We start from the raw sequence: 24,571 nt of genomic DNA on the forward strand, positions 1-24,571 counted from the left end.
ATCGAGTGTCTTCTCGCGGGAGGCCTGAATGACGACGACCGCGCCGCGGCCCGTGCAGACCCGACCCTGGCCGGTCCGCCGGCCGGTGCGCGGGTCCTGGCTGGCCAGGACCATCCGGACCACCGATGCCAAGCAGATCGGCATCATGTACATGGTCACCGCCTTCGGGTTCTTCATCGTGGGCGGCTTCATGGCGCTGCTGATGCGCGCCGAGCTGGCGCGGCCGGGGATGCAGATCGTCTCGCCGGAGCAGTACAACCAGCTGTTCACCATGCACGGCACGATCATGCTGCTGCTGTTCGCGACGCCCATCCTGTTCGCCTTCGCGAATTTCGTGGTGCCGATCCAGATCGGCGCGCCGGACGTGGCGTTCCCCCGGCTGAACGCGTTCGCCTACTGGCTGTACCTGTTCGGCGGGACGATCGCCGTCGGCGGTTTCGCGCTGCCCGGCGGCGCCGCCGACTTCGGCTGGACCGCCTACGTGCCGCTCAGCGGCGGGCAGAACTCGCCGGGCGTGGGCGGCAACATGTGGGTGGTCGGCCTGGCGCTCTCCGGGCTCGGCACCATCCTCGGCGCGGTCAACATGATCACCACGATCCTCTGCCTGCGCGCGCCCGGGATGACCATGTTCCGGATGCCGATCATGACGTGGAACATCCTGCTCACCAGCCTGCTGGTGGCGCTGGTCTTCCCGTTCCTGGCCGCGACGCTGTTCGCGCTGGCCGCCGACCGGATCCTGGGCGCACAGGTGTTCAACGTGAACACCGGCGGGCCGCTGCTCTGGCAGCACCTGTTCTGGTTCTTCGGCCATCCCGAGGTCTACGTGGTGGCGCTGCCGTTCTTCGGGATCATCACCGAGGTCGTCCCGGTGTTCAGCCGTAAGCCGGTGTTCGGCTACAAGCCGCTGGTCGCGGCCACCCTGCTGATCTCCGGGCTGTCGATGAGCGTGTGGGCGCACCACATGTTCGCCACCGGGCAGGTGCTGCTGCCGTTCTTCAGCCTGCTCAGCTACCTGATCGCGGTGCCGACCGGGATGAAGTTCTTCGTCTGGATCGGCACCATGTGGCGCGGGCAGCTCTCCTTCGAGACGCCGATGATGTTCGCGATCGGGTTCCTGGTGACGTTCCTGCTCGGCGGCCTGACCGGGGTGCTGCTGGCGTCGCCGCCCGTCGACTTCCACGTGCACGACTCGTACTTCGTGGTGGCGCACTTCCACTACGTGCTGTTCGGGACGATCGTGTTCGCGGTCTTCTCCGGGATCTACTTCTGGTTCCCGAAGATGTTCGGCCGGATGCTCGACGACCGGCTGGGCAAGGTGCATTTCTGGCTGACGTTCATCGGCTTCCACACCACGTTCCTGGTGCAGCACTGGCTGGGCGCCGAGGGGATGGCCCGGCGGTACGCCGACTACCTGCCCAGCGACGGGTTCACCGCGCTGAACACCGTCTCCACCGTCGGCTCGTTCATCCTCGGGGCGGCCACCCTGCCGTTCCTCTACAACGTGTGGAAGTCGTACCGGGCGGGGGAGCCGGTGACCGTGGACGACCCGTGGGGGCACGGGAACTCGCTGGAGTGGGCGACGTCGTGCCCGCCGCCGTTGCGGAACTTCGACAAGATGCCGCGGATCCGGTCGGAGCGGCCGGCGTTCGACGCGAAATTCCCCGAGCTGGCGGTGTCCGGGCCCGGTGGGACTCCGGAGGAGGGATCGCTGGTGCGGGGGGAGAATCCCGCGCTCGACGACAGTTGACGATAAAAACGGAAATAGCGGCATTTGCCGGTATGCCCGGATGGTGAGCTACTGCTGAGGCGGCCGTAGCCGGGTTCAGGGGGCGTCCGATGAAAGGTCGGACACTTCGTCCTCGATCCGGAAGGATGCTTCATGCCGCTCGGCCGCCCTGCTGTTGCCCGTTCTCTCGGCGCTGCCGCCGCCCTCGCCGTCCTGGCGGTGCCGGCGGCACCCGCCCGGGCCGGTGCCGCCTGCGACCTCGGGGGCTTCGCCGCCACCTCGCAGGCCGACCTCGCCAGGATCACCGTGCTCGACCCGGGCCCGCTCGCGCCGAACCTGCCCGCCCTCACCGGCGTCCGGCTCGCCCCGGCGCACAGCGACGTCGACAGCGATCGGCGGCTCGGCAAGAGCCGGGCCACCGCCGGTTACGCCGACGCGAAGCTGCTCGGCATGCACCTGCCGGGGCTCCCGCCGCGCGACGCGGAAGCCACCCACCTGGCGCCCGGGCAGCGTCCCGGCCCGGTCACCGCCGGCCTCGCGGCACTGAACGCCGGTGGGCTCGCCGAGGCCCGGCTGGGCACGGCGACGGCGCAGGCCAGGTGGGACGACAGGTACCGGTGTGGCCGGACCGGGCCGCTGACCCGGGCGGCGACCATGCTGGAAGGGCTCGGCATTCTCGGCGGCGGTGGCTCCGGGACTGTCGTCCAGGCGGCCGGCGGCCGGACCGGCCTGCCGGTCGGCGGCCGGACCAGTCTGCTCAAGGTAGGACCGACCGGGTCCGCGCAGAGCGCCAGCGATGTGGTGAGGGCCGGGGGCGGGCGCGTCGGGGTGCGGTCCGGGGCCGGGCTCGCGCTGGCCGGCCTGACGCTCTTCGAGGGCACCCCGCAGGAGATCACCGCCAAGGTGCTCACCCAGCCCACCCTCGAGGTGGTGGCCGGCGGGAAGCCGCGGGTCAACTATCGGCCGGCGGTCCTCTCGATCCGCTCCGCGGGCAAGGCGGTGGGCGGCCTCGACGCCGGCCACGGCAGCGTCTCGCTGAGTCTGCTCGGCCGGCTGGCGCAGGACCGGCCGGCGTCGTTGCTGTCGGTGCGGCTCTCCCTCGGCGAACCCACCCGGCGGATCCAGGGCGCTTCGGTGTCGGCGGAGGTGGCGTCGGTGCGGGTCGAGGTGAGGCTCGGGGCGGCGCATCTGCTCGACGTCGCCCTGGGATACCTGTCAGTTTCGGCCACAGCGCCGTGCCGGGTGGGCTCCGCGGTGTCGCGCCCCCGGGCCTCCGCCGCCGAGGCGCCGTCCACCGCGCGCTCGTCGGCTCCCGCTTCCGCCGCGCAGTCCCCGGCTTCCGCTTCCGCCGAGCGGCCTGTCGCGGGTGCGGCTCCGCAGGCCGTCTCCCGGCACACTTCGCCGGCCGATCCGGCTGCCGGCCGCGACGCGTCCACCGGTCCGCTCGTCTCCGGAGGTCAACCCGATTCCGGTACGCCGTCAGCCGGCGGTCTCGCCCTGACCGGGGCGAACGTGGCGGCCGTGGGGCTCGGCGGGGTCGCGCTGATCGTGGTGGGTGCCGGGGCGCTGGTCCTGAGCCGGCGTCGGCGTGGCATCGAGCGCTGATCCCGCGGGATCGGTGGTTGCCTTTCGCCGCGGGACGTGGTTGGGTCCGCGTCTACGCTGACGTTCGTGTCGTTGAGCCGGGTGCCACCCGGTGCTCGCTCCGGCGGCCGGCCGCCGCCTCGCTCCGGCGAGGATTCGCTCCGGCGGCCGGCCGCCGGCATTCCGCTGCTGATCCGGGCCGGTGCTCGGGCGGAGCGGCTGCCGGGCCGGTGGCCGGGCAGCGGCTTCGGCGCCGGATGGGCCGGAGGGGTCGGCGGAGAGGACCTATGGGCCGGTGGTCATTTCCGGACTCGGCCATAAGATTGATCGTGTGCTACCGCAGAACCTCCCGCCCCGGGACGCGATCCATCGCGCGGCCGGGGAGTTGTTCGTCCGGGATGGTTACGGCGCCACGACGGTGCGGGCCATCGCGGCGGCTGCCGGGTGCGATCCGGCGCTGGTGATCCGGCACTTCGGGTCCAAGGAAGGATTGTTCCTCGCCACCGTCTCGGTCTCCGGTGATCTCACCGGGATCCTGGCCGGCCCGCTCGAGTCGATCGGCCGGGAACTGGTCCGTTATGTCCTGGACGGTGCCGGCAGTCCGGTCGCCGGTGTCTATCGGGCGCTGCTGAGCGCCTCGGACCGCCCGGAGATCAAGGAACGGATCCGCGCCTCCATGCACGACGTCTTCGTCGGCCCGCTGGCCGAGCGGATCGGCGGCACCTGCCCGGAGCTGCGTGCCCGGCTGGCCGCGGCCCAGTTCGCCGGCCTGATCAACGCCTGCTGGCTGGTCGGCGACCCGGTGCTCGCGGACGCCGACCACGACGCGGTGATCGCCCTCTACGGCGACGCCATCCAACGCCTGCTCACCTGCGAAGACCCCGCCGTCGGCTGAGTCGCCCGCCGGCCCGGGCGATCACCTGGACGAGGGTGGCCTCGTCGAGCCGGCGCGGCGGTGTGCCGGGCCGGCGCGAGGGCGTCTCCGTCGGCCGGCGGTGCCGGGGCGGCCTAGCTGCGGGCGGTGAGGTGCTGGCGGCGGTTGCGGTGCCAGGTGCGCAGGCGGCCCGGCGGGCGTTGGTTGAGGACGCCGGTGTTGGGCTGGCTGGTGCAGAGCCGCGCGGTGGGGATGGGGGCCATCGTGCCGAGGCAGGCCAGGGCGGCGGTCAGGTTCCCGGTGGTGGGCAGGGCCGGGAAGGCCGCCGCGGCGCGGGTTCCGGTGGGCGCGACCGGGTCGGGTTCGGCCGGGGTGACGGTGCCGAGGCCGGCGGTGACCGGGGCGCTGTTCGGGCGGAGGCGGCGCGGGCGGCGACTGACCGTGACCGGACGAGCGCCGGGGACCGCGGTGCCGGCGGAAGGCGTCGCCGGCCTGCCCGCACCGGCGGCGGAGAGCGACGGCGACGCGGCGTCGGCGGCGTCCGCCGGGACCATTCGCCCGGGGGTGACCGGGGAGTGCCGGCGGGCGGCGAAGACCCAGCCGCGGAGGATCAGGTAGCGGACGCCGCCGACCAGGCTGCCGGTCAGGGCCAGGATCAGGGACTCGGTCAGCGCGGACGGATGCGGTCCGGCGATCGAGGCGAACCACGGGGACACGGCGAGGTTGGCCAGGTAGACGACCACCGAGGTGAGGCCGGCTTCCCAGTGGAGGCGGGCGATCGCCGAGGTGGTGACGTTGAAGGTGATCCGGCGGTGGGCCTCGGTGTTCACCGGGGTGACCACGAGCAGCGCGAGCCAGCTCGCCCAGGTGGCGGCCACCACCTCACGGACGGAGACGTAGACGATCGTCTGCAGGACCGTGCTCAGTGCGCCGACCAGCATGAACCAGAAGAGCTGGCGGGGCACTGTCGCGTTCCACGCGGGTGGGCGGGCGAGCCGTCCGGCTGGACTTGGCATGACTGAACGCTTTCGGACAGCGATGGTTACCGCCGTAGTGTCAACACCGTTGACGGGTCGTGTCAACAACGTTGACGCCGTGATGCGGGTTACCCTGCGCCATCGCGTGGTGGCGGGGTGAGGTGGCTTCTGTCCGTTTTATTGGACCGCTTCATGGTAGAAGATGCCGATTTGCCGGGGCGCCGCAGAAGGCTCGCCACGCGGGGTCACCGGGGATCTGCAACCTCGCTGTTATCGGGCTGTTTCCGATCGGCGATGCCCGCTGTGAGCCGCGGCACGCGGCGGGCGACGAGAGCGAAACTGGCGCGGCGGGATCGAGGGGTGCGGCGGGGGCGGTGCTCATGGCGTACGCCGGACGGGGCCGGAAGGGAAAGCGGGCCCGGAGGCGCCCGGCGATCGGAGGGCGGGATCGCCGGGCGGGTCTCGGTCAGGTCTGCGGGAGGCGGGGGACGTGGCCGGTCAGGGCCAGGTCGACCAGTTGATCGACGGTGTGGCGGTGCAGGGCGGCGGGGCGGCCGCTGAGCCGGTACGCCACCAGGCCGTGCCAGAGGTCCAGCAGCGCGTCGATGTCGATGTCGGCGGGGAGGTCGCCGCGGGCGATGCCGCGTTGCAGCACGTTGCGGGCGATGTCCCGGCGCGGGGTGAGCACCTGCTCGCGGACCCGGGTGAGGGTGCCGGGGTCGTCGTGGGTGGCGGCGACCAGCAGGGTCATGGTGCGGCCGTGCCCGGCGGTCAGGTACTCGATGATCATCTCGAAGAGGGCGGCCAGCTCGGCCCGGGTGTCGCCGGTGTCCGGGACCGGGCTGATCCGGGACCGCTCCACGATCAGGTCGCTGATCAGGGCGGGCTTGTGCGGCCAGAAGCGGTAGACGGTCTTCTTGGAGACGCCGGCCCGGGTGGCCACCTCGTCGATGGTGACGCCGAGATAGCCGGCTTCCTCGAGAAGGGCCTCGGCGGCGAAGAGGATGCGGGTGCGGGAGTGCGGGTCCGGCGGGCGGCCCCGGCGGCGGGCGGCCGGGGAGGCGTCCACGGCGCTCGTCGGAATCATGGATCTCCTCGGGGGCTTCGGAGTTCGGATCGATGGAGCCGGTGAACATCATGCCGGGGTGGTGGTCGGTGTCAATAAAGGAACGTGGTGTTTCCCGAGGGCGTCTCAGGGCTTGGAAAATCCCGGGGGTTTCAGAAACGTGGCGTGTCGTTTATAAGGACGGCTTTTGGCGGTGGACGTGGCGGGGGTCTGATGAGGACGGTGCTGTCGTGGGGCTCGCTTCGTGGCGGCCGGCCCGGGGTTGGGTCCTATCCTCCTAGGACGCTCTAGGGGTGTGGCTGGGTGCGACTGGGGCGACTCACAGCGAGTGGGAGGCGAGGTAGTCGGCGAACGTGCGGGCCGGGTGCCAGCCCTGCGACTTCGCTCGGGAGATGTCCAGGACCACCGGGGCGGTGAGCTGCTCCAGGGCGTACCGGGAAAGGGTCGGCTCGCGGCCGGTGAGCCGCGCGACGGCCGTGGCCAGGGTGGCGGCCGCGCGGGTCAGCGGGATGGGCACGTGCCGGACCGGTGCGCCGCAGACGGCGGCGATCGTCGCGTCCCGGCTGTACGGGGTGGCGTCGGCGATGTTGTAGGCGCCGGACGGCCAGGTGGGTGCGGCCAGGCAGGCGTCGGCGAGGTTCTCCACGGCGGTGAGGCTCAGCCGGATGTCCGGGCCGGGCATCAGGACCCGGCCGCCGCGCACGGCGCGGCGCAGGCGGGGGAGCAGGTGCGGATCGCCGGGGCCGTAGACGGCCCGCGGGCGGAGGACGACGGCTCCGGCGGCCAGGGCGAGGCGTTCACCCGCGGCTTTGGTCTTTCCGTACGCGGTGAGCCCGCCCCGTGGGTGGTCCTCCCGGATCGGAGCCGGACTGGGCGTGTAGACGCTGGCGCTGCTGACCCAGACGACCGGCCGGTTGCCGGCGGCCTCCAGCAGGCGGGCGGTGCCGTCCACGTTGACCTGGTGGAACCCGGCCGCGGCGGCGCGGCCGGGCGGTGGGTCGCCGACCGCGGCGGCCAGGTGCAGGACCAGGTCGGCGCCGGTGAGGTCGGGGAGGGTTCGGGTGGCGTCCCAGGGGCGGTGTTCGCCCAGCGGGCCGGGACGGCGGCTCAGGCAGAGGACGTGGGCGCCGGCCGCGGCGGCGGCTCGGGCTACGGCGGCGCCGCAGAAGCCGCTGGCGCCGGTGACCGCGATCCGCATCCCGCGCAGCGAACCCGGCGAGGGCGGGGTGGTCATCGGGTGGGTGCCAGGGTGAGGTGGGACCAGCCGGGGAGGGCGCTGCGGCGGTCGACCCGGGCGGCGACGACGCGCGGGCGGTGCCGGGCCAGGTACCGGAGGGCGTCGGTGAGCTGGAGGCGGGCCAGCCGGGCGCCGGGGCAGGCGTGCGGGCCGGCGCCGAAGACCAGCTGGGTGACGTGGGCCGGTGCGGGTTCGGCCGGGCAGGGGTCGGTGCGGTGGGCGCCGACGGCATGGCGGGCCACCAGGATCAGCCGGTCGCCGGGGCGGACCGGGCAACCGGCGAGGGTGCCGGGGGCGGCGGCGACTCGGGGAAGCAGCGGGGTGGGCGCGGTGATCCGGAGCAGTTCGGCGGTGAGGGCTTCGGGGTCGCTGTCGGCGTAGGGCCACAGGCCGGCGTCGGCGCACCACGCGGCGGCCCGGGGAAGGGCGGCGACGGTCGTGTTGATCGCGGCGACGGCGAGCATCGCGGCGAGCGCGGCGCCGTCGTCCGGCACGGTCTTTCCGTCGGGGCCGCTGACAGTGCCGGGGCCGCTGACGGTGCCGGTGCCGCTGACAGTGCCGGTGCCGCTGTCGGTGCCGGTGAGCAGGGCGGTCAGGCGGGCTGTCGCGGTCCGGGCGGCGCGGCGGGCGCCGGGGCGCGGCGGCCCGGGCAGGTGCTCCCGGGCGGCGGCGGCCGCCGCCGCCCGGGCGGCCGTGGCCAGCGTGCGCGGATCCACGTCGATGTCGAGCAGCGCCGCGGCGGTGGTGCCGGCCAGCTCGGCGGTGACGTCGACCAGCTCGATCGGGTCACCCGTGGCCAGCGGCGCGAGCCGGCGCTCCAGGACGGCGGTCCAGATCGGACGGAGCCGCTCGACACCCTCGGCGCTGAGCGCGTCGGCGAGTCCGCGCCGGGCGCCTCGATGGTGGTCACCGTCCTGATTGAACAGCAGGTCGCCGCCGCCGGTCAGGTCGCCGGCCGCGCCGCCGGTGGTGCCGGCCGCCGTGCGGTCCAGCGGGATCCGGGTCAGCCCACTCCGGAAGGCCTCCTGGGAATGGACCAGGAGGGTGCCGCCGAGCTTGCGGACGGGCGTCCGCCGGGTGGCGGCGAGCAGGGCGAACAGCACCGGATGGCTGAACAGGTAGACCCGCCGGTCGCGCCGCCGGGCCCGGCGCAGGCCGGCAGTCGCGCCGGGTGGCGGCGCGGCGGCCGGCCGGTCGTGCGGGTCGTCGGTCATCTGACGTGCACCTCGGACGGGGTGGGCGGGCGCCAGCGGCGGTCCCAGTACCAGAGCAGCGTGCGCCGGGCTCCCCAGGCCCGCAGCCGGCGCAGGCTGGCCTCGACCACCAGGTCCTCGGCGCGGGCGATGCGGTCGGTGTGGCGGCGGGCCCGGTTGAGCAGGGTGACGTCCTCCGACCCGGCCTCCAGTGGTTCCCGGGCGGTGCCGCCGCAGCGCCGGTACAGGTCCGCGGTCAGGGCCAGGTTGTGGCCGTGGACCAGGACGTACGGCGTGCGGAACCCGGCTGCCCGATGCGCGCGGCGATACCTGCCGTAGAGCGCGGCCAGCCGGACCACCGCCGGGAACACGTGCCGCTCGGCGAAGGTCGGGTGCTCGTCGCGGCGCGGGACGCTGCGGCCGCACGCCAGATCGGTGCCGGTGGTGAGGTAGCGGCGCGCGGTCGCCACCCAGTCCGGTGCCGGGCGGCAGTCGGCGTCGGTCCGGGCGAGCAGGGTGGCGCCGTGCTCGATGGCGTACCGGAAACCGGTGTCGGCGGCGGTCCCGGCGCCGCGCTCCGGCTCGGTGACCACCTCGATCGGGAACGGGGCGGCGAACCGCCGGATGACCGCCACGGTGTCGTCGGTCGACGCGTTGTCGACCACCACCAGGGTGAAGTCGGTGTCGGTCTGTGCGGCCAGGGCCCGCAGGGTGGCGCCGATCGAGGCGCCCTCGTCGAACGCGGGGATGATCACGGCAAGCGGGGTCATCGGGCCGCTCCGGTCATGGCGAGGCGCGCGGCGGCCGCGCGGTCCGGTTTACGCGATCGGCCGGCCAGCGGAACCGGGGCGAACAGCACCCGGTCCGGGCGGGCCGCGCCCATCCGCCGCAGCGGCTCGCGCAGCGCGGCCCGCACCGCCGCCGGGTCGGCGCCCGGCGTGGTCTCGACGATCGCCACCACCTCCTCGTCGCCGTCCCCGGCCGGTACGCCGACCAGGACCGCGAGCGAGACCCCGGCGACGTGCAGGGACGGTTCGTAGAGCCCGGGGTAGATGTTCTCGGCGCGCCGCAGGATCATGTCCTTGGCCCGGCCGGCCAGCACCACGCGGCGGCCGTCGAGCCGGGCCATGTCCCCGGTGGACACCCAGGTGTGCGGGTCCGCGCCCAGATATCTGTCGCACACCCCGGCGCCGGCCAGCAGCAGCTCACCGGCCGGGGACAGCTCGGCGCGGACGCCCGGCAGCAGCTCGCCGACCAGGTCGCCGTCGCCGGTGTGCGCGGCCTTCTCGCCGGCCTCGACGGCGGCGGCCGGGAACACCTCGGTGAGCGCGTAGACGCACCACGCCTGGTCCGCGCCCGCCGCCCGCACCCGGTCGAGCAGGGTGGCCGAGACCGGCGCGGATCCACTGTAGACGCGGCCGTGGAACGGCACCCCGGCGTCCAGCGCGGTGCGCAGTTGCGGCGGCGTCAGGTAGGTGGCCTGCGGCCGCAGCGCGGCGACCTGCCGGCCCAGGGCGGCCGGCCGGCGCGCCGGCATGGCCACCGGCGCGCCCGACGCCAGGGACGGGACCAGCACGAAGAACATGCCGCCGAGGATCGGCACGCCGGCGCGCGGCTGGACCAGGGCGGCGACGGACCGCATCCCGGTCGCCAGGCCGGACCGGGTGTGCACCACAGCGCGCGGGCTCGCTGTGGTGCCGGACGTGAAGATCACCACGGCGTCGCCGTCGCCGTGGTAGGCCGGGGGTGGCGGTCCGCCGGGCCCGAGCGCGGGTGCCGACCCGGGCAGCCGCCGCCCGACGGTCACCGCCGGTGCGATCCCGGCCAGGTCGGGCAGGGCGAGGCCGGCCCGGCGGGCGAGGGGCGCGGCCCAGGTGGCGACCGCCTGCGCTGCCGCGTCCGCGACGATCAGGGCCGGTTTCGCCAGCCCGAGGCGGGCGCGCAGGACGTCCGGCCCGGCCGACGGGTCCAGCACGGCCACGCGCAGCCCGTTACGGTACGCGGCGAGCAGCACCGCCAGGGCCCGCGCCCCCGGGCGGACGGCGATGCCGAGCGTGTCCCCGGGACGCAGGCCGCGCGCGTGCAGGGCGCCGGAGTACCGGGCGAGCAGGTCGGCGAGGTCGCCCCGGGTGACCGGGCGGCGGCCCAGCAAGGCCGGGGTGTCGTCGCCGGGCCGCAGGCCGGCGATCAGTTCATCGAGCATGACGGCCCCGGGACGCGCGGGCGGGAGAGGGACGGCGAGCCGGCACGGTCACCTCGGGTCCGGGGTGAGCGGGCCGCTGCCCCTGTCCAGGTACCACTTCGCGGTGCGGAGCACGCCGTAGGCGCGGATCCGGCGGGTCGAGTTCTCCACCACCATGTGGCGGCTGCGGGCGATCGACGCGGTGGTGGCGCGTACCCGGTTGAGAAAGGTCCGGTCGGTCGGCGACGGGCGGCGCGGCATCCCGCCGCACGCCTGGTAGAGCTCGGCGGTGATCGCCATGTTGTTGCCGGCGTGCATCCGGTACGGCGCGAGGTAGGTGGCGCCGCGGTGCGCGGGGCGGAGCCGGCCGAACGCGGCGGCGATGCCGACCAGCCCGGCGAAGACAGCGCGCCCGGCCGGCCCGTGCTCGTCGTGACGGGCGGTGATCCGGCCGCAGACCATGCCGGCGCCGCCGGCGAGCGCGGCCCGGGCGGCGGCGACCCAGCCGGGCCGGGGCAGGCAGTCGGCGTCGGTACGGGCGATCCGGGTGGCGCCGGCCGCGATGGCGTGCCGGAACCCGGTGTCGACGGCGCAGCCGACGCCCTTCTCCGGCTCGACCAGGACGTGCACCGGGAACGGGGCGCGGCCGGCGAACGCCCGGACCGTGTCGGCGGTGGCGTCGGTGGAGCCGTTGTCGACCACGAGCAGGGTGAAGTCGCTGTCGGTCTGGGCGGCGAGGGCGTACAGGGTGGCGCTGATCCGGGCCGCCTCGTTGTAGGCCGGCACCACCACCCACAGGTCGGTGCCGCTCACGAGTGCTCCCAGACCATGGTCATCATGCTGACGCCGCCGCCCAGGCCCATCAGCAGCACCTTGTCGCCGGGCCGCAGGTCCGGGACCGCCCGGGCCAGCTGCACGCCGAGCGTGGCGCTGGCGACGTTGCCCAGCTCGGTGACCGTCACCTCGAGCCGGTCCCGGGGCACGCCGGTGACCTCGACGAACCGGTCCAGGTAGGGCAGCGTCACCTGGTGCACCAGCACCTTGGCGTAATCGGTGTGCTCCAGGCCGGTGCGGGCCCGGACCCGGTCCAGGATGCTGGCGCCGACCTTCTCGAAGACGCCGCGCAGCCGGTGCCCGTCCCCGGCGAAGTAGGTGTGCTCGTCGCCGCGCGGGTGCCGGGAGCCGCCACCCGGGATGCCGCCCACCGTCCAGTGCCGCGAGTGCGTCTCGGTGTCGATGTCCAGGATGCCGCCGCTGCTGACCGGCTCGACCACCACCGCCGCGCCGGCGTCGCCGAAGGTGAATCCGGCGAACGAGCGGCGCGCCTCGGCCAGGCTGTCGATCCGGTCGCGCATCACCCGGGTCGGGGTCTCGCCGGTGACGACCAGGGCGCGGCGGGCCCGGCCGGCCAGGATCATCGAGCGGGCCAGGTCGATGCCGTTGAGGAAGCTGTTGCAGGCGTTGGTGACGTCCAGGGCGTGTGCCCGGCTGCCCAGCTCGGCCTGCACGATGTGCGCGGTGGCCGGTTCCACCATGTCGCGCGACGCCGAGGCGAACAGCAGCAGGTCGATGTCGAGCGGGTCGAGCTCGGCCCGGGCCAGCGCGGCGCGGGCGGCGTGCAGGGCGAGGGTGGAGGCGTACTCGCCGGGGCCGGCGATCCGGCGCCGCTCGATGCCGGTCAGCCGGGCGAACAACCCGCGCGGCAGGCGGATGCCACCGGCCCGGGCGATGCCGTCCTGCAGCTCGCCCGTGGTGACCTCACGCTCCGGCAGGTGGGCGCCCACCCCGGTGATCCCGACATACATGACCGCACATTCTGCCTCAGCCGAAACTGTCTCTGATTTCGGTGAGTTTCGGCAGGCTGGTGACCCAATCGGCGCGTGGCGTACGCCACTCGACGAGGTACTTCCCGTCGACCAGCTGGCGCAGCACGTGCGTCGGACCGGCTTTCGGATCGGTGTAGGTGAACTCCCAGACCGGTGCCGGCACCGCGGCGATCTGCACCCGCCGGTAGCTCGGCAGTTTCACCGCCCGCTCCTGGTCGAGCAGGTCGGCGAGCACGTCCCGGGGCGGGTGCGGCCAGCTGCCGACCCGCAGGGTGAGCCGGTCGGCCGGATCGGTGAAGGTGAGCGTGCCGACGGTGCTGTGCGCGGTCCAGCCGGTCGGGACCGCCAGCCGCAGTCCGGCCGGGTCCTGCCACCACATGAAGCCGGGTGGCAGCGGAGCCGGCGGGTTCTCCACGCCCTGGGCGCTGCCGCCGACGGTGAGCGCGGCGATCAGCGTGAGCGCGGCGGCCAGGGCGGGCATCCGGCGGCGGATGGTGGACCGGGCCGGCCGGGCGACCCGGCGCAACAGCTCCTCGGTGGCGGCCGGGTCGAGCCGGGCGGCCGGGTCGTGGCGCATCAACCCGGCCAGCACCGGGGTGAGCGGCCCGGCCCGGCGGGGCGCGTCGGGTGGCCCGGCGGCCAGCGCGCGCAGGGTGGCGGCGGTGCTGCCGCGCGCGTACGGCGGCTGGCCCTCGACGGCGTGGTAGAGCGTCGCGCCCAGCGACCACAGGTCGGAGCGGGCCGTGGAGGCGCGGTCGAAGAGGCGTTCCGGGGCGATGTATTTCGGTGAGCCGAGCACCACCCGGGCGCGGGTCAGCGCGGCGACCCCGGCCGTGGTCACCGCCGGGCCGAAGTCGATCAGTACGATCCGGCCGTCGTCGCCGATCAGCACGTTGCCCGGTTTCACGTCGAGGTGCAGCAGGCCGGCGCGGCCGGCGGCGCCCAGCGCCTCCAGGACGGCCAGCCCGATCTCGGCGACCCGGGCCGGCGGCAGCGCGCCCTTGTCCTGGATGAGCTGCTGCAGCGAGCGGCCCGGCACGTACTCCATGACCAGCCACGGGCCGTCCGGATCGGGCAGCACGTCCAGGGTGCGGATCACGTGCGGATGCCGGACCCGGGCGGCGGCCTGCGCCTCGCTCAGCGCCCAGGTGCGGATCACCTCGCGCTGCTCGGGGCGCAGCCCGGGCGGGACGGTGCACTGCTTGATGGCGACGTCGACGTGCCGCACCTCGTCACGGGCGAGCCAGACGTGACTCATCCCCCCGGAGCCGAGGGGCCGGATGATCCGGTAGCGCTCGGCGATGATTACCGCTTCCACCGTGACCAATTCCGGCCCCCATGCTAGGCCAACAGTAATCATGACGTTACTGGATGTAGGGAGACGGTGGTTGTCGGATTTCGGGCGCGACGGGAAACCGTCCGAGGCGTACTGTCGACTGTGGCCTGGCGTGCGACTTCCGGGCGGTGAGGCGATGCGGCGTTTTCGGTTCCGGCACGCGCTGCCGGTCCTGCTCGGCTTCGCCCTGCTCGCCATCGGTCCGTCCACCCACGCCTCGCTCGCCGCCGGCCCGTCGCGCGCTGTCCACCCCGCCGCCGGCCTGTCGCACGCCGCCGGGCCGCTCGTCGCGGCCGCGCCGGTCAGCGCGCCCGACTCCGCGGTGCGCCTGCAGGCGCTGCTGGGGCAGCACGCCGTGCTCGCGGCCGACCTGATGCGCAGCCGGATCCGCGGTGACAACGACTTCGTGCAGGCCGCCAACGCCGCCCTCGGGCAGAACACCGACGCGATGACCACACTGGTGCGGCAGCTGTTCGGCACCGGCGTGGCCGGCCGGTTCGGCCCGCTCTGGTCCGAGCACGTGGTGGAGCTGGTCGCGTACGCCAGCGCGGTCGCCGACCAGGACGAGGCGGCCAAGGCGCACGCCAACCAGCGGCTCGCCGAGTACGAGGAGCAACTCAGCCAGTTCTTCGCCGGTGCCTCGCACGGCCGGCTGCCGGTCCGCGCCGTGCGCCAGGCCCTCGACATGCATCTGCACCACCTGATCAGCCAGGCCGACGCGTACGCCGCGCACGACTACCAGCTCGCCGACCGCACCTACCGCGAGGGCTACGAGCAGATGTACGACCTCGGCCGCACCCTCGCCGACGGCCTGCTGCCGGCCGGTGCCCGCGACGCCCTGCGCGAGCCGCTCTGGCGGCTGCGTTCCCAGCTGGGCCGGCTGATCGCCGAGCACGTGGTCTTGGCCGAGGACGTGACCAGGGCAGCGGTGACCAACACCCCCGACTTCGACGCCGCCGGCCGGCAGATCAACGCGAACACCCGGGACCTGACGGCGGCGATGGACACGCTCTTCGGTGCCACCACGGCGCGCCGGTTCCAGCAGGTCTGGGGCTTCCACGTGGAACAGCTGGTGGGTTACGCGGCGTCCACCGCCGGCCGCGACGAGACCGGCCGGGACCGGGCGAGAGCCCGTCTGCACGACTACGAGCAGCAGCTGGGGACACTGCTCAGCGACGTCACCGGGAAACGGATGGACGCGGTGAAACTGGCGGCGGCGTTCCGCGGGCACGACGAGATGCTGCTGCGGCACGCCGACGCCTACGCGGCGCGCGACTACGTGACGGCCCACGAGCTGGCGCAGCAGACCTACCAGCACGGTTTCGCCATGGCGCGGGACCTCGCTGACGCGTTCGGGGCCACTGTCGCCGGGCGGCTTCCGGTGGGCGGGGCGCAGACCGGGTACGGCTGGCTCGCGGCGGGTTCCCGGTGACGGGCCGTTGACATGCTGTCCGGTACGCGTGGGGGCGCGCTCACCTCGTACGCCAAATGTCTTGGTGTGGTGGTCGTGACCGGTCTCGCCCTGGCGGGGGCGCAGCCCGCGCGGACCACCGGGACGCGCGGCAGTCCCGTGGCGCCGCCGGTCGTCGCGGACCCGCTGGTGGCCAGTGGATTCCGCTCCGAGCGGACGTTCCCGCTGGTCGCCGAGCCGGTGCGGCTGCGGATCCCGGCGCTGGGCGTGGACAGCGAGCTGCAGCGGCTCGGCCTGCGGCGGGACGGGACTGTCGCGGTGCCGGACCGGGTCGAGGTGGCCGGGTGGTATCGGCTCGGCGCGCGACCGGGGCAGCCGGGCCCCGCGGTGATCCTCGGACACGTCGACTCGAGGACCGGGCCGGGGATCTTCGCGCGGCTCAGCGGTGTCCGGGTGGGGACGCCGGTGACCGTCGAGCGGTCCGACGGGAGCAGCGTGACGTTCCGGATCACCCGGGTGTCGCGGGTGCCGAAAGCGCGTTTCCCGACCGACCTGGTGTACGCGCCGAGCCTCGACCCGACGCTGCGGCTGGTCACCTGCGGGGGCAGTTTCGATTCTTCCCGAGGAAGCTACCGCGACAATGTCATCGCCTTCGCCGACCTCGCGTGACGGGTGGGCGGCCGCCGTCGCCGCCGTGACGGTGCTGGCCGCCGCCGCGGTTCCGCTGCCCGCGCTCGCCGCGCCGGCGCCCTCCGGGCCGCCGGCGTCCCTCGCCGCCGCCGCGGTGGTGCCGTTGCCGATCGACGCGGTGCTGGGCGGGGCCGGGGAGAGCGCCCTGGTCGTCGACCTGAGCGCGGCGCCGTCGGCGCGCACCGGGACGGTCGCGGTGACCGTCGGCGGTGCCGCCCGGCCCGCCCGGCTGGTGCCGGTCGTCTCGCCGGATCTGGCGCTGTCCATAGTGGTCGACGCCTCCGACGCGGGGGCGGCGGCACTGCCGGGCTGGCTCAGCGCCGGGGCCCGGTTCAGCCTGGCCGCGCCGGCCCGGGCCCGCAGCGTGGTGATCGCCGACCGGCGACCGGCGACCGTGGTCGCCGGGCCGGTGCGCGGGCCGACCGAGGTGGTCCGGGCGCTGGGCACGGTGCGGTCCGGCGGCGACCGCGACACGGCGGCGGCGCTGGCCCTGGCGGCGCGGCAGTTCCCGGGGACGCCGGCCGGGCAGCGGGTGGCCCTGCTCTACACCACCGCCGACGGGGCCGGCGGGCTGTCCGCCGCCTCGCTGGCCGATCAGTTCCGGACGGCCGGCACGCTGCTGGTGGTGGTGGGCACCACCGACCCGGACCGGTACTGGTCGACGGCGGCGGCCGCCACCGGGGGTTTCTTCGCGCCGGCCGGTGACCCGGTGGTGGTGCCGGCGCTGGACCAGGTGGAGACCGCGTTGAGCAGTCGTTGCCTGGTCCGGTTCGCCGGGGTGGTGGAGCCGGGCACCCGGGTGGCGGCGTCGGTGCGGTCCGGAGATCTGGTCCTGTCCGGCGAGACGGTGGCCCGTGCGGCGTCGCCGGGCCGGTCCTCGCTGAGGTACTGGCTGCTCGGGGGCGTGGCGGTGGGCGTACTCCTGGTGGGTTCGACGGTCGTCCTGGTACGCCGCCGGCGGTCGCGGAGCGCGCTGGTCGTGCCCGCCTCGCCCTACGCGGTCCTGCTCGGCGGGCCGCTGCCGCCGGCGGTGTCCCCGCCGACGCCCGGGGCCGATCCGCCGCTGGGTCCGCCCGCTGCCGGGACCATGCGGCCGATGGCCCGCGGTCGCGCGTCGGTCCCCGATCCGCCGACCGACGACTGAAGGCCCGGGCGGATGCTGGAGATCCGCCGGCTCACCCATGCCTCCGGGACAACGTGGCGCTGCCGCTGCGCCGCTGCGGACTGTCCCGGCCGGACCGCCGCGCCGCGGCCCGGTGAGCCGGAAGGCCCGCGCCCTCTCCAGTCGCAGCGGCTCGACGGTGCGGGCGCCGCCTTTCCCTCGCGGGTGGGTCGCTCCAGCCCGCCGGCACCGCCGGACGATCACGAGCGGCAGGCTGAGACGGCGCCGGCTCCTCACCTCGCGACATCGACCTTTTGGGTACGTCAGCCCAGTGGCACGTCCAGGTAGGAACCGCCGGTGACGGTGATCGAGTCGCCGGGTGCGTTCTCGTCGTAGTACAGCGGGTCGGTGGTGTCCACCACCAGCGTGAGCGAGTGCCCGGCCGGCAGGTCGTACGCGGTGGCGAACAGGTCCACGTCGACGCTGCTCGTCGCGTCGAGCCAGCTGACCGGGGCGTGGGTGATCAGCTTGGCGTTGCCGAGGGCGTCCAGGTCGTACAGGTAGGTGACCAGGGTGCCGGTGCGGGCGGCCCCGGACAGCTCCAGGTGCACCTTCGGTACGCCGCGCAGGTGCTGGACGGCCGACGGGCGCTCGGCGGCCCAGACGCCGGCCCGGCCGCGGTCGACGAACGGCAGCCAGATGCTCGGCTGCTCCCCGGTGATCGCCGACGCGCCGTTGGTCAGCAGCACCACGCCGCCGCCGGCCACGGTGTCCTTGTCGGCGGGCAGCCGCTTGGACCAGCCGCCGGAGACCGCCCCGCCGAGCAGGCCGGTGCCGTCCAGCAGGCGGATCCGGCCGAGCCCGTAACGGCGGTTGGTGCCGGTCAGCGCGGACCAGTCCGGATACGACTCGGCGGCGGCGTTCAGCGGCTTGACCTGCACTGCCGGCTCGGACTCGACGCCGTTGGACTGGCCGGCCAGGTAGTGGTCGAACCACTCGGACAGGCTGCGCCAGGCGTCGTTGGGCAGGCCGAGCACGCCGGTGAGCTCGGCGATGGCGTGGTCGCCGGGTCGCAGTTCGAGACGTTTCGGCGTGGTCAGCCCGCCGAAGAAGTCGACCAGCTGGTTCGGCGGGAAGAACGAGTCGCCCCAGCCGTTGGCCAGCAGCACGGCCGGCTGGTTCGCGTTGATGGCGGCCAGGTAGGTGCCCGCCGAGCGGATCCGGCCCCAGTCCTTGACCTGCTCGACGTTGCGGTTGCCGGAGAAGTCGCCGAGCATCCGGGTCAGCTCCGGGCTGGGCTTGCCGACCAGCTGCGCGGCCAGCGACAGCAGCCCGGCGGACTGCTGGTGCCGGGTGTCGCCGGAGTAGAGCGAGTAGACCAGGTCGGACCAGCCGCTGAGGGCGGCCACCGCCCGGATCCGCGGGTCCGCGCCGGCGCCGAGCAGGCTGATCCCGGCGCCGTAGGAGATGCCCGCGGCGCCGATCCGGGCCGGGTCGGCGGGGGTGTTGGCGATCGTCCAGTCCAGGACCTTCGACAGGTCGGCCAGGTCCAGCGGGCCGGCCGTGTCGATGGTGCCGCCGGAGAACCACCAGCCGCGCGGGGTGTAGGAGACCACCACGTAGCCCCGGCCGGCCAGGATCTTGGCCTGCGCGATGTACTCCACGTCGTTGAGGCCCCAGCTGGACGGGAAGACGATCACCGGGTGCCTGCCGGGGCCGGCCGGCGCGATCCAGTTGGCCTTGAGCGTCACGCCGCCGGATCCGGATATGTCGACGGCCTGGAAGCCTGTGGTACCTGCTGCCTCGGCGGGCGCGGCGAGGACGACGACCGCGAGGATCAACCCACTCAATACCGAAAAAAGGCGGCGTAGTGCCATAGCACACTCCTGGGGCGAATCGGGTGGTTATGGCGACGCGTCGTGGCGGCAGCGTAGGAAGCCGTACCGAGAAAGTGAAGGTGATGACATTCTCGTTACCGACCGGTAACGTGACTGGTCGGTAAGGGGGTGATCAGGATGCTCTACGGAACCCCGACGGCGCGTCGCCGCGACGCTCAGCGCAACCGTGCGGCCATCGTCGTGGCGGCCAGCGAGGTGCTCACCGAGGCCGACCCGGTCTCCCTGATGCCGGAGATCGCCCGGCGCGCCGGTGTCGGCCAGGCCACGCTCTACCGGCACTTCCCGGACCGGCACGCGCTCACCGTCGCGGTCCTGGACCACCAGCTCGACCGGCTCGAGCAGTCCGCCGCCGAGCTGGCCGGGCACGCCGAGCACTTCCGTCACCTGCTGCGCTCGGTGCTGCACACCCAGATCGCCATGCGCGGGCTGGTGGTGCTGATCCGGCGGCTGGACAGTGCCACCCAGAACCGCTATCTGCAGCGCGCGCTGACCGCCCTGGGCGGCCCGCTGCGCCGGGCCCGTGAGCACGGGCACGTCCGCACCGACCTGGTGCCGGACGATCTGATCCTATTGTTCACCATGGTCCAGGGCGTGGCCGAGGCCACCCCGGACGCGGCCGCCGCCCGGGCCGCCGCCGACCGCGCGGTGGACCTGATGCTCGACGGCGTCTGCCGCGCCGCGCCCGGCTGAGTTCCGCCGGCGGAACTGCCTCCGAGGCCGGGCGGTTGGCCGGCACCGAGCTGGTGGCGCGGCGGGAGGCCGCCCGGCTGTTCACCGGGGCCGGTGGTGTCCCGGGCCCGAAGACCACCGTCGGGACCAGCCAGGTTTCGTGGCTGGTGCTCACGGTGGTGTCCCGGGCCTGGAAGCCACCGTCAGGACCAGCCAGGTTTCGTGGCTGGTGCTCACGGTGGTGTCCCGGGCCTGGAGACCACCGTCAGGGCCAGCCGGGTTTCGTGGCTGGTGCTCACGGTGGTCTCGTGAGGCCGGAGACCACCGTGAGGACCAGCCGGCTCGGGTGTCAGAAGACGATGGTCCAGCCCTCCCGAGCGGCCTGCTCGGCGGTGTAGGCGACGCCGTCCACCTTCAGCCCGTCGGCGTTCAGGACGGTGATCATGCCGCCCCGGTTGCCGAGCGTCACCGGGGCGGTGACCGCCACCCGGAGTGCGGCGCCCGCGGCGAGCACGCCGGTCAGGGGCTGCCGGTTCTTGGCGCGGTCGAGCAGCGCCCAGCCGGTCAGGTCGAGGTCGGCCGGGGACGCGTTGAGCAGCGTCACCGACTCCGGCTCGGGGGCCGGGCCGACCGGGTTGGCCAGCGCGGCGACGATCCGCGCCAGGTGGTCGGGCTCGCCGGGGCCGGGAGTCGGGGCCGGGCCGGGGTCGGGCACCGCCGGCAGCCGGTGGCCGGTGATGTCGTCGGTGTGCCACGCCTGCGACTGGAAGGCCAGGAAGATCGCCACCCACGCGTCGCCGAAGCTCAGCAGCAGGCCGCCGTCCTGATAGACGCCGTCGTCGCCGGAGAATCGACCCTCGTTGCCCTGATTCATGTGAATGTCGTGCACGCCGTTGCCGGGCGAGAAATGGAAAACCTTGTCGGCTTTCGGTTCTGGTCCCCAGGCTTGCCCGAATAGGTAGGCGCGGGCCTCCGGATCGTCCAGCGCGCGGCGTACGTAATGATCGATGAAATCGCCGAGATCGTTCTCCGGGCCGGGCTCGGCGGTCGGCACCGGGCGCATGTCCTGCCGCTGGAACAGGTTGCCCCGGATGTAGTCCAGCGCCGGGCCGCCGGGGTGGCTCTCCAGCTCGGTGAACCCGTCCGGCAGGGTGCGCAGCAGGTCCAGCACCGGGTGCGCGAACGCGTCCACGGCCAGGTAGAGCAGCTCGGGCGGGGACTGCTGGGAGCGCACGTTGACAGCGGCCCGGTAATCGACGCCGGCCGCGCGCAGATGAATCTGATAATGCGGCGTGTCAGTCGTTTCGATCTTTCGATCGACGACGGCGGCACGCAGCACGCCGTACCGTTTGATCGGCATGCCGGGAAGTCAACTCCCACCCTTGTGTAGTGTCAATCGGACGATCTATCCATTGTGCCCCAGGTCGCCTTCCGGACACTTTGTATTCATTGACTCGCATACCTCACGGGTCTAATGTCGCCTCAATTTTCCGCATTCGATGGTGCCCGGAGGCCGGCATGTCCCTGTCGTCGATGGCCGAGGACAGCGCCCTGCGCCTGCGCGGCACCCCGGGCGCCTCCCCGCGGAGCGCGGCCGCCACCGCCGCCGCGGTCACCGCCGATCAGATGGCCAAGGGCGCCCTGCCCGACGACGCCAAGCTCGCCGGGGAACTCGCCGCGCGGAGCACCGCCGGCACCAGCGTCGCCGGGTCGGTCCTCACCCAGCTGGTCAAGTACGTGCCGACCGAGACCATCTCGATCTACCTGGCCGTGCAGGCGGCGCTCGGCACGGTCAGCGTCCCGGCCGGCGCCCGCGAGTGCGACGCCGGCTACACCTCCCGCTGGACCTGGCTGATCCTGCTCGGCGTGACGACGGTGCTGCTCACGCTGGGGCTGGCCTACCGCAGCCAGAAGCAGGTCGCGCCGGACGAGCGGTTCAAGATCCCGCTGGTCGAGCCGGTCGCCGCGACCGCCGCGTACCTGGTGTGGTCGCTGTCGCTGCCGACCACGCCGCTGAAGGACTTCTGCTCCTACGACGCCCGGGCGTGGGGGCCGGTGATCCTGCTCGCCGGCACCACCGTCATCGCCACCACGGCGTACGTCTTCGGCAAGACGGTCACCTGGCAGAAGGTGCTGCAGGACGCCGAGCGCTGACGGCGTACCGAAAAATGCCGTGCCGCTCTAGGCGACGCCGCCCACCCGCAAACCGGCCCAGAGCGCCAGCACGGCCGCGACCAGGCACAACGGGACGGTTGCCAGGCCCAGCAGGAGGAATTCGGCGGTACGCGGCGCCGCGTCCCGGGCGTGCAGGATCCGCCGCCACAGCAGCGTGGCGAGCGACCCCACATAGGTCAGGTTCGGTCCCACGTTCACCCCGATCAGCACCGCCAGCAGCAGCCCCGGCGAGTGCGCGGCGGCCGGCAGCAGCACCAGGGTGGCCGGCAGGTTGTTCAGCACGTTGGCCAGCAGCGCCGCCAGCCCGGCCACGGCCAGCAGCCCGAGCAGGTCGGCGTGCCCCGGCACCAGGGCGTCGATCCGGTCGCCGAGCCCGTGCGACCGGACCGCGAGCACCACCACGCCGAGCGCCAGCACGAACGCGCAGAACAGCGGGTTCGCCTCGTCGAGCAGGGTGCCGAGCCGCTCCTCGCCGCGCCGCACCAGCGGCACCGCCAGGGCGACCGCGCCGGCCGCCGCCACCCAGGCCGGCTCCACGCCCAACGGCTGCGCGCCGGCGAACCCGGCCAGCGTCGCGGCCAGCACCACCAGGGCGTAGCGCGGGGCCGGGCCGGGCGGGTCCGGTTCCGCCGCCCGGCCGACCAGGTCGCCGCGGAAGAAGAGCCGGAAGACCAGGTACTCGGCGGCGATCACCACCAGCCACGGGACCGCCATCAGCGCGGCGAACCCGGCGAAGCTCAGCCCGCTGGCCGCGAACGCCAGCAGGTTGGTCAGGTTCGACACCGGCAGCAGCAGCGAGGCCGAGTTCGCCAGGTGGGTGCAGGCGTAGACGTGCGGCCGGGGCGCCACCCCGGCGCGGGCGGCAACGGTCAGCACCACCGGGGTGAGCAGCACGACGGTGGCGTCCAGGCTGAGGATCGCGGTGGTCACCGCGGCTGTCGCGAAGACGGCGGTGAGCAGCCGTCGCGGGCGGCCCCGGCCGAACCGGGCGACGACCGCCCCGGCGTACCCGAACACCCCGTGCCGCTCGGCCAGGTAGGCCAGCACCAGCACGGCGGCGAGGAACAGCACGGTGGGCAGCAGCTCGGTCACCTGGTGGCCGGCCGCCGACGGCGTGACCAGGCCGGACACGACGCAGAGCAGGGCGGCCGGGATCGCGGCGGCCGCCTCGGGCAGGCCGCGCGGCCGGGCCACGGCGAAGCCGAGGACCGCGCCCAGCAGCACGAGCGCGAAGATGGTGGGCATCGCGGGCGGGACGGTCAGGCGACCGGTGCCGTCTCGGTTCTCGGCACCGCCCGCAACCGCAGCCGGGTGATCGCCCGGCCGGTGACCTCCACCACCTCGGCGGTGTGCCCGTCGATCTCCACCGTCTCGCCCGGCGCTTCCGGGATGTGCCCGAGCCGGGCCAGCACCAGGCCGGCCACCGTGGTGTAGTCGCCCTCGTCGGCCTCCTCGATCTCCACGCCGATGTCCGGCAGGTCGTGGATCGGGAAGGTGCCGGGCAGCAGCATCCCGCCGTCGTCCTCGTGCACCACCGACTGCACGTCCCGGTCGGTCTCGTCGTAGATCTCGCCGACCACCTCCTCGACCAGGTCCTCCATCGTGACGATCCCGTCGATCGCCCCGCGCTCGTCCACCACCAGGGCGAACTGCTGGCGCTGGGTGCGCAGCTGGCGCATCGCGTCGGCGATCTTCAATGTCTCGGGCAGGAAGAGCGGGGTGTACACGTGATCGATGACGTGCCCGTCGGAGCCGATCAGGTCCCGCAGGTGCACCACGCCGAGCACGTCGTCCAGACCCAGCGGGCCGGTCACCGGCGCCCGCGAGTGGCCGCCCTCGACCAGGCGCTGCAGTGCCTCCGCGGACTTCGTCACGGCCGGCAGGATCAGCACGTCCCGCCGCGGCACCAGGATCTCCCGCAGGGTCCGGTCGGCGATCTCGAACGCGCCGCTGATGATGGTCCGCTGTTGCGGGGTGAACTCCTGCTGCTGGGCGACCATGTCGCGGATCTCCTCGGCGGAGACCTCCTCCCGGCCGGCGTCCGGGTCGCCCCCGGCCATCCGCACCACCAGGTCGGTGGCCTTGCCGAGGAACCAGACCACCGGCCGGGACAGCGTCGCCAGCACGTCCAGCGGACGGGCCACCACCAGCGCCCAGCCCTCGGCCCGCTGCATCGCTATCCGTTTCGGCGCGAGCTCCCCGAGGACCAGGGTGAAGAAGGTCAGCAGGATGGTGACGAGCACGATCGCGACGGGTTCCGCGGCGGTGCCGAGGAAGCCGAGCGGCCCGATCAGCGGCTGGGCCAGCGAGACGGCGGCCGCCGCCGACGCCAGGAAGCCGGCCAGCGTGATGCCGATCTGGATGGTGGCGAGGAACCGGTTCGGATCCCTGGCCAGCCGGGCGAGGGTGCGCCCGGCGCGGGACTGCCGCTCCAGACGCTGCAGCTGGCTCTCCCGCAGCGAGATCAGCGCCATCTCACTGCCGGAGAAGGCCGCGTTGAGCAGCACCAGCACCCCGACGAGGACAACTTGCCACCCATATCCGCCCACGGCGGACATCAACTCCCTCACAGTGTGCGACTCGGGTGCCGGATCCTGGCACCCGAGTCAGTCAAGGTACCCAGCG

At 73.9% G+C, this 24,571-nt stretch carries 21 protein-coding genes; 8 read left to right on the forward strand and 13 right to left on the reverse strand.

Going from position 1 to position 24,571, the window contains the following annotated elements:
- Positions 1-28: 28 nt before the first annotated feature.
- The 3 genes from ctaD to Actob_RS09635 all read left to right on the forward strand — a co-directional run bounded on the left by ctaD (position 29) and on the right by Actob_RS09635 (position 4,205).
- Positions 29-1,747 carry an aa3-type cytochrome oxidase subunit I gene (gene ctaD, locus Actob_RS09625; protein WP_284919710.1) on the forward strand — a complete coding sequence of 573 codons (1,719 nt, stop codon included), beginning with the start codon at positions 29-31 and terminating at the stop codon, positions 1,745-1,747.
- Positions 1,748-1,879: 132 nt separating this feature from the next.
- Entirely contained in the window at positions 1,880-3,331 is a 1,452-nt protein-coding gene (locus Actob_RS09630; protein WP_284919711.1) for a hypothetical protein, read from the forward strand.
- 310 nt (positions 3,332-3,641) lie between these two features.
- Positions 3,642-4,205 carry a TetR/AcrR family transcriptional regulator gene (locus Actob_RS09635; RefSeq protein WP_284919712.1) on the forward strand — a complete coding sequence of 188 codons (564 nt, stop codon included), beginning with the start codon at positions 3,642-3,644 and terminating at the stop codon, positions 4,203-4,205.
- A 113-nt stretch (positions 4,206-4,318) separates the two neighbouring features.
- Here Actob_RS09635 and Actob_RS09640 read toward each other — a convergent pair whose 3' ends face one another.
- From Actob_RS09640 to Actob_RS09680, 9 genes are all read right to left on the reverse strand, one after another.
- A complete protein-coding gene (locus Actob_RS09640; RefSeq protein WP_284919713.1) occupies positions 4,319-5,200 on the reverse strand; it encodes a GtrA family protein in 882 nt (293 codons plus the stop codon).
- Between the two features lie 427 nt (positions 5,201-5,627).
- On the reverse strand, positions 5,628-6,248 hold the full coding sequence (locus Actob_RS09645) for a TetR/AcrR family transcriptional regulator (protein ID WP_284919714.1): 621 nt from the start codon (positions 6,246-6,248) through the stop codon (positions 5,628-5,630).
- Positions 6,249-6,546: 298 nt separating this feature from the next.
- Positions 6,547-7,461, reverse strand: coding sequence for an NAD-dependent epimerase/dehydratase family protein (locus Actob_RS09650; protein WP_284919715.1), 915 nt, complete (start codon positions 7,459-7,461; stop codon positions 6,547-6,549).
- On the reverse strand, positions 7,458-8,678 hold the full coding sequence (locus tag Actob_RS09655; protein WP_284919716.1) for a cytochrome P450 family protein: 1,221 nt from the start codon (positions 8,676-8,678) through the stop codon (positions 7,458-7,460). Before Actob_RS09655 ends, Actob_RS09650 begins: the two co-directional genes overlap by 4 nt.
- Positions 8,675-9,427 carry a glycosyltransferase family 2 protein gene (locus Actob_RS09660; RefSeq protein WP_284919717.1) on the reverse strand — a complete coding sequence of 251 codons (753 nt, stop codon included), beginning with the start codon at positions 9,425-9,427 and terminating at the stop codon, positions 8,675-8,677. Before Actob_RS09660 ends, Actob_RS09655 begins: the two co-directional genes overlap by 4 nt.
- Positions 9,424-10,860: a class I adenylate-forming enzyme family protein gene (locus tag Actob_RS09665; protein ID WP_284919718.1), complete on the reverse strand. Its 1,437-nt coding sequence runs from the start codon at positions 10,858-10,860 to the stop codon at positions 9,424-9,426. Before Actob_RS09665 ends, Actob_RS09660 begins: the two co-directional genes overlap by 4 nt.
- Positions 10,861-10,908: 48 nt before the next feature.
- Positions 10,909-11,652, reverse strand: coding sequence for a glycosyltransferase family 2 protein (locus Actob_RS09670; protein WP_284919719.1), 744 nt, complete (start codon positions 11,650-11,652; stop codon positions 10,909-10,911).
- Positions 11,649-12,644 carry a 3-oxoacyl-ACP synthase III family protein gene (locus Actob_RS09675; protein WP_284919720.1) on the reverse strand — a complete coding sequence of 332 codons (996 nt, stop codon included), beginning with the start codon at positions 12,642-12,644 and terminating at the stop codon, positions 11,649-11,651. Before Actob_RS09675 ends, Actob_RS09670 begins: the two co-directional genes overlap by 4 nt.
- A gap of 16 nt (positions 12,645-12,660) precedes the next feature.
- Entirely contained in the window at positions 12,661-13,983 is a 1,323-nt protein-coding gene (locus Actob_RS09680) for a serine/threonine-protein kinase (RefSeq protein ID WP_284919721.1), read from the reverse strand.
- Between the two features lie 154 nt (positions 13,984-14,137).
- Here Actob_RS09680 and Actob_RS09685 point away from each other — a divergent pair, with 154 nt between their 5' ends.
- The 3 genes from Actob_RS09685 to Actob_RS09695 are packed head-to-tail and all read left to right on the forward strand — an operon-like array spanning position 14,138 to position 17,246.
- Positions 14,138-15,433, forward strand: a complete 1,296-nt coding sequence (locus tag Actob_RS09685; protein WP_284919722.1) for a hypothetical protein — start codon at positions 14,138-14,140, stop codon at positions 15,431-15,433.
- Positions 15,434-15,445: 12 nt separating this feature from the next.
- A complete protein-coding gene (locus tag Actob_RS09690) occupies positions 15,446-16,081 on the forward strand; it encodes a class F sortase (RefSeq protein ID WP_284919723.1) in 636 nt (211 codons plus the stop codon).
- Entirely contained in the window at positions 16,053-17,246 is a 1,194-nt protein-coding gene (locus Actob_RS09695) for a hypothetical protein (RefSeq protein WP_284919724.1), read from the forward strand. Before Actob_RS09690 ends, Actob_RS09695 begins: the two co-directional genes overlap by 29 nt.
- Positions 17,247-17,527: 281 nt before the next feature.
- Here Actob_RS09695 and Actob_RS09700 read toward each other — a convergent pair whose 3' ends face one another.
- Positions 17,528-19,054 carry a CocE/NonD family hydrolase gene (locus tag Actob_RS09700; protein WP_284919725.1) on the reverse strand — a complete coding sequence of 509 codons (1,527 nt, stop codon included), beginning with the start codon at positions 19,052-19,054 and terminating at the stop codon, positions 17,528-17,530.
- 165 nt (positions 19,055-19,219) lie between these two features.
- Between Actob_RS09700 and Actob_RS09705 the strand changes: the two genes are divergently transcribed.
- Positions 19,220-19,792 carry a TetR/AcrR family transcriptional regulator gene (locus Actob_RS09705; protein ID WP_284919726.1) on the forward strand — a complete coding sequence of 191 codons (573 nt, stop codon included), beginning with the start codon at positions 19,220-19,222 and terminating at the stop codon, positions 19,790-19,792.
- 328 nt (positions 19,793-20,120) lie between these two features.
- Here Actob_RS09705 and Actob_RS09710 read toward each other — a convergent pair whose 3' ends face one another.
- Complete coding sequence (locus Actob_RS09710) at positions 20,121-21,131, reverse strand: DUF2278 family protein (protein WP_284919727.1); 1,011 nt, start codon at positions 21,129-21,131, stop codon at positions 20,121-20,123.
- A gap of 158 nt (positions 21,132-21,289) precedes the next feature.
- On the opposite strand from Actob_RS09710, the gene Actob_RS09715 reads away from it, so the two are divergent.
- Positions 21,290-21,925: a hypothetical protein gene (locus Actob_RS09715; RefSeq protein ID WP_284919728.1), complete on the forward strand. Its 636-nt coding sequence runs from the start codon at positions 21,290-21,292 to the stop codon at positions 21,923-21,925.
- A 27-nt stretch (positions 21,926-21,952) separates the two neighbouring features.
- Here the strand turns inward: Actob_RS09715 and Actob_RS09720 are convergent, their stop codons facing one another.
- Together Actob_RS09720 and Actob_RS09725 are read right to left on the reverse strand one after the other, a co-directional pair.
- A complete protein-coding gene (locus tag Actob_RS09720; RefSeq protein WP_284919729.1) occupies positions 21,953-23,191 on the reverse strand; it encodes an SLC13 family permease in 1,239 nt (412 codons plus the stop codon).
- Positions 23,192-23,205: 14 nt separating this feature from the next.
- Positions 23,206-24,504 carry a hemolysin family protein gene (locus tag Actob_RS09725; protein ID WP_284919730.1) on the reverse strand — a complete coding sequence of 433 codons (1,299 nt, stop codon included), beginning with the start codon at positions 24,502-24,504 and terminating at the stop codon, positions 23,206-23,208.
- Positions 24,505-24,571: the final 67 nt, after the last annotated feature.

Source organism: Actinoplanes oblitus, assembly GCF_030252345.1.
GTDB lineage: Bacteria > Actinomycetota > Actinomycetes > Mycobacteriales > Micromonosporaceae > Actinoplanes > Actinoplanes oblitus.

Coding starts and splice junctions, on each gene's coding strand:
- Actob_RS09695 (WP_284919724.1), top strand. CDS start 16,053: ATGTCATCGCCTTCGCCGACCTCGCGTGACGGGTGGGCGGCCGCCGTC.
- Actob_RS09690 (WP_284919723.1), top strand. CDS start 15,446: ATGCTGTCCGGTACGCGTGGGGGCGCGCTCACCTCGTACGCCAAATGT.
- Actob_RS09715 (WP_284919728.1), top strand. CDS start 21,290: ATGTCCCTGTCGTCGATGGCCGAGGACAGCGCCCTGCGCCTGCGCGGC.
- Actob_RS09705 (WP_284919726.1), top strand. CDS start 19,220: ATGCTCTACGGAACCCCGACGGCGCGTCGCCGCGACGCTCAGCGCAAC.
- Actob_RS09655 (WP_284919716.1), bottom strand. CDS start 8,678: ATGACCGACGACCCGCACGACCGGCCGGCCGCCGCGCCGCCACCCGGC.
- Actob_RS09685 (WP_284919722.1), top strand. CDS start 14,138: ATGCGGCGTTTTCGGTTCCGGCACGCGCTGCCGGTCCTGCTCGGCTTC.
- Actob_RS09640 (WP_284919713.1), bottom strand. CDS start 5,200: ATGCCAAGTCCAGCCGGACGGCTCGCCCGCCCACCCGCGTGGAACGCG.
- Actob_RS09675 (WP_284919720.1), bottom strand. CDS start 12,644: ATGTATGTCGGGATCACCGGGGTGGGCGCCCACCTGCCGGAGCGTGAG.
- Actob_RS09645 (WP_284919714.1), bottom strand. CDS start 6,248: ATGATTCCGACGAGCGCCGTGGACGCCTCCCCGGCCGCCCGCCGCCGG.
- Actob_RS09710 (WP_284919727.1), bottom strand. CDS start 21,131: ATGCCGATCAAACGGTACGGCGTGCTGCGTGCCGCCGTCGTCGATCGA.
- Actob_RS09665 (WP_284919718.1), bottom strand. CDS start 10,860: ATGCTCGATGAACTGATCGCCGGCCTGCGGCCCGGCGACGACACCCCG.
- Actob_RS09650 (WP_284919715.1), bottom strand. CDS start 7,461: ATGACCACCCCGCCCTCGCCGGGTTCGCTGCGCGGGATGCGGATCGCG.
- Actob_RS09720 (WP_284919729.1), bottom strand. CDS start 23,191: ATGCCCACCATCTTCGCGCTCGTGCTGCTGGGCGCGGTCCTCGGCTTC.
- Actob_RS09630 (WP_284919711.1), top strand. CDS start 1,880: ATGCCGCTCGGCCGCCCTGCTGTTGCCCGTTCTCTCGGCGCTGCCGCC.
- ctaD (WP_284919710.1), top strand. CDS start 29: ATGACGACGACCGCGCCGCGGCCCGTGCAGACCCGACCCTGGCCGGTC.
- Actob_RS09725 (WP_284919730.1), bottom strand. CDS start 24,504: ATGTCCGCCGTGGGCGGATATGGGTGGCAAGTTGTCCTCGTCGGGGTG.
- Actob_RS09660 (WP_284919717.1), bottom strand. CDS start 9,427: ATGACCCCGCTTGCCGTGATCATCCCCGCGTTCGACGAGGGCGCCTCG.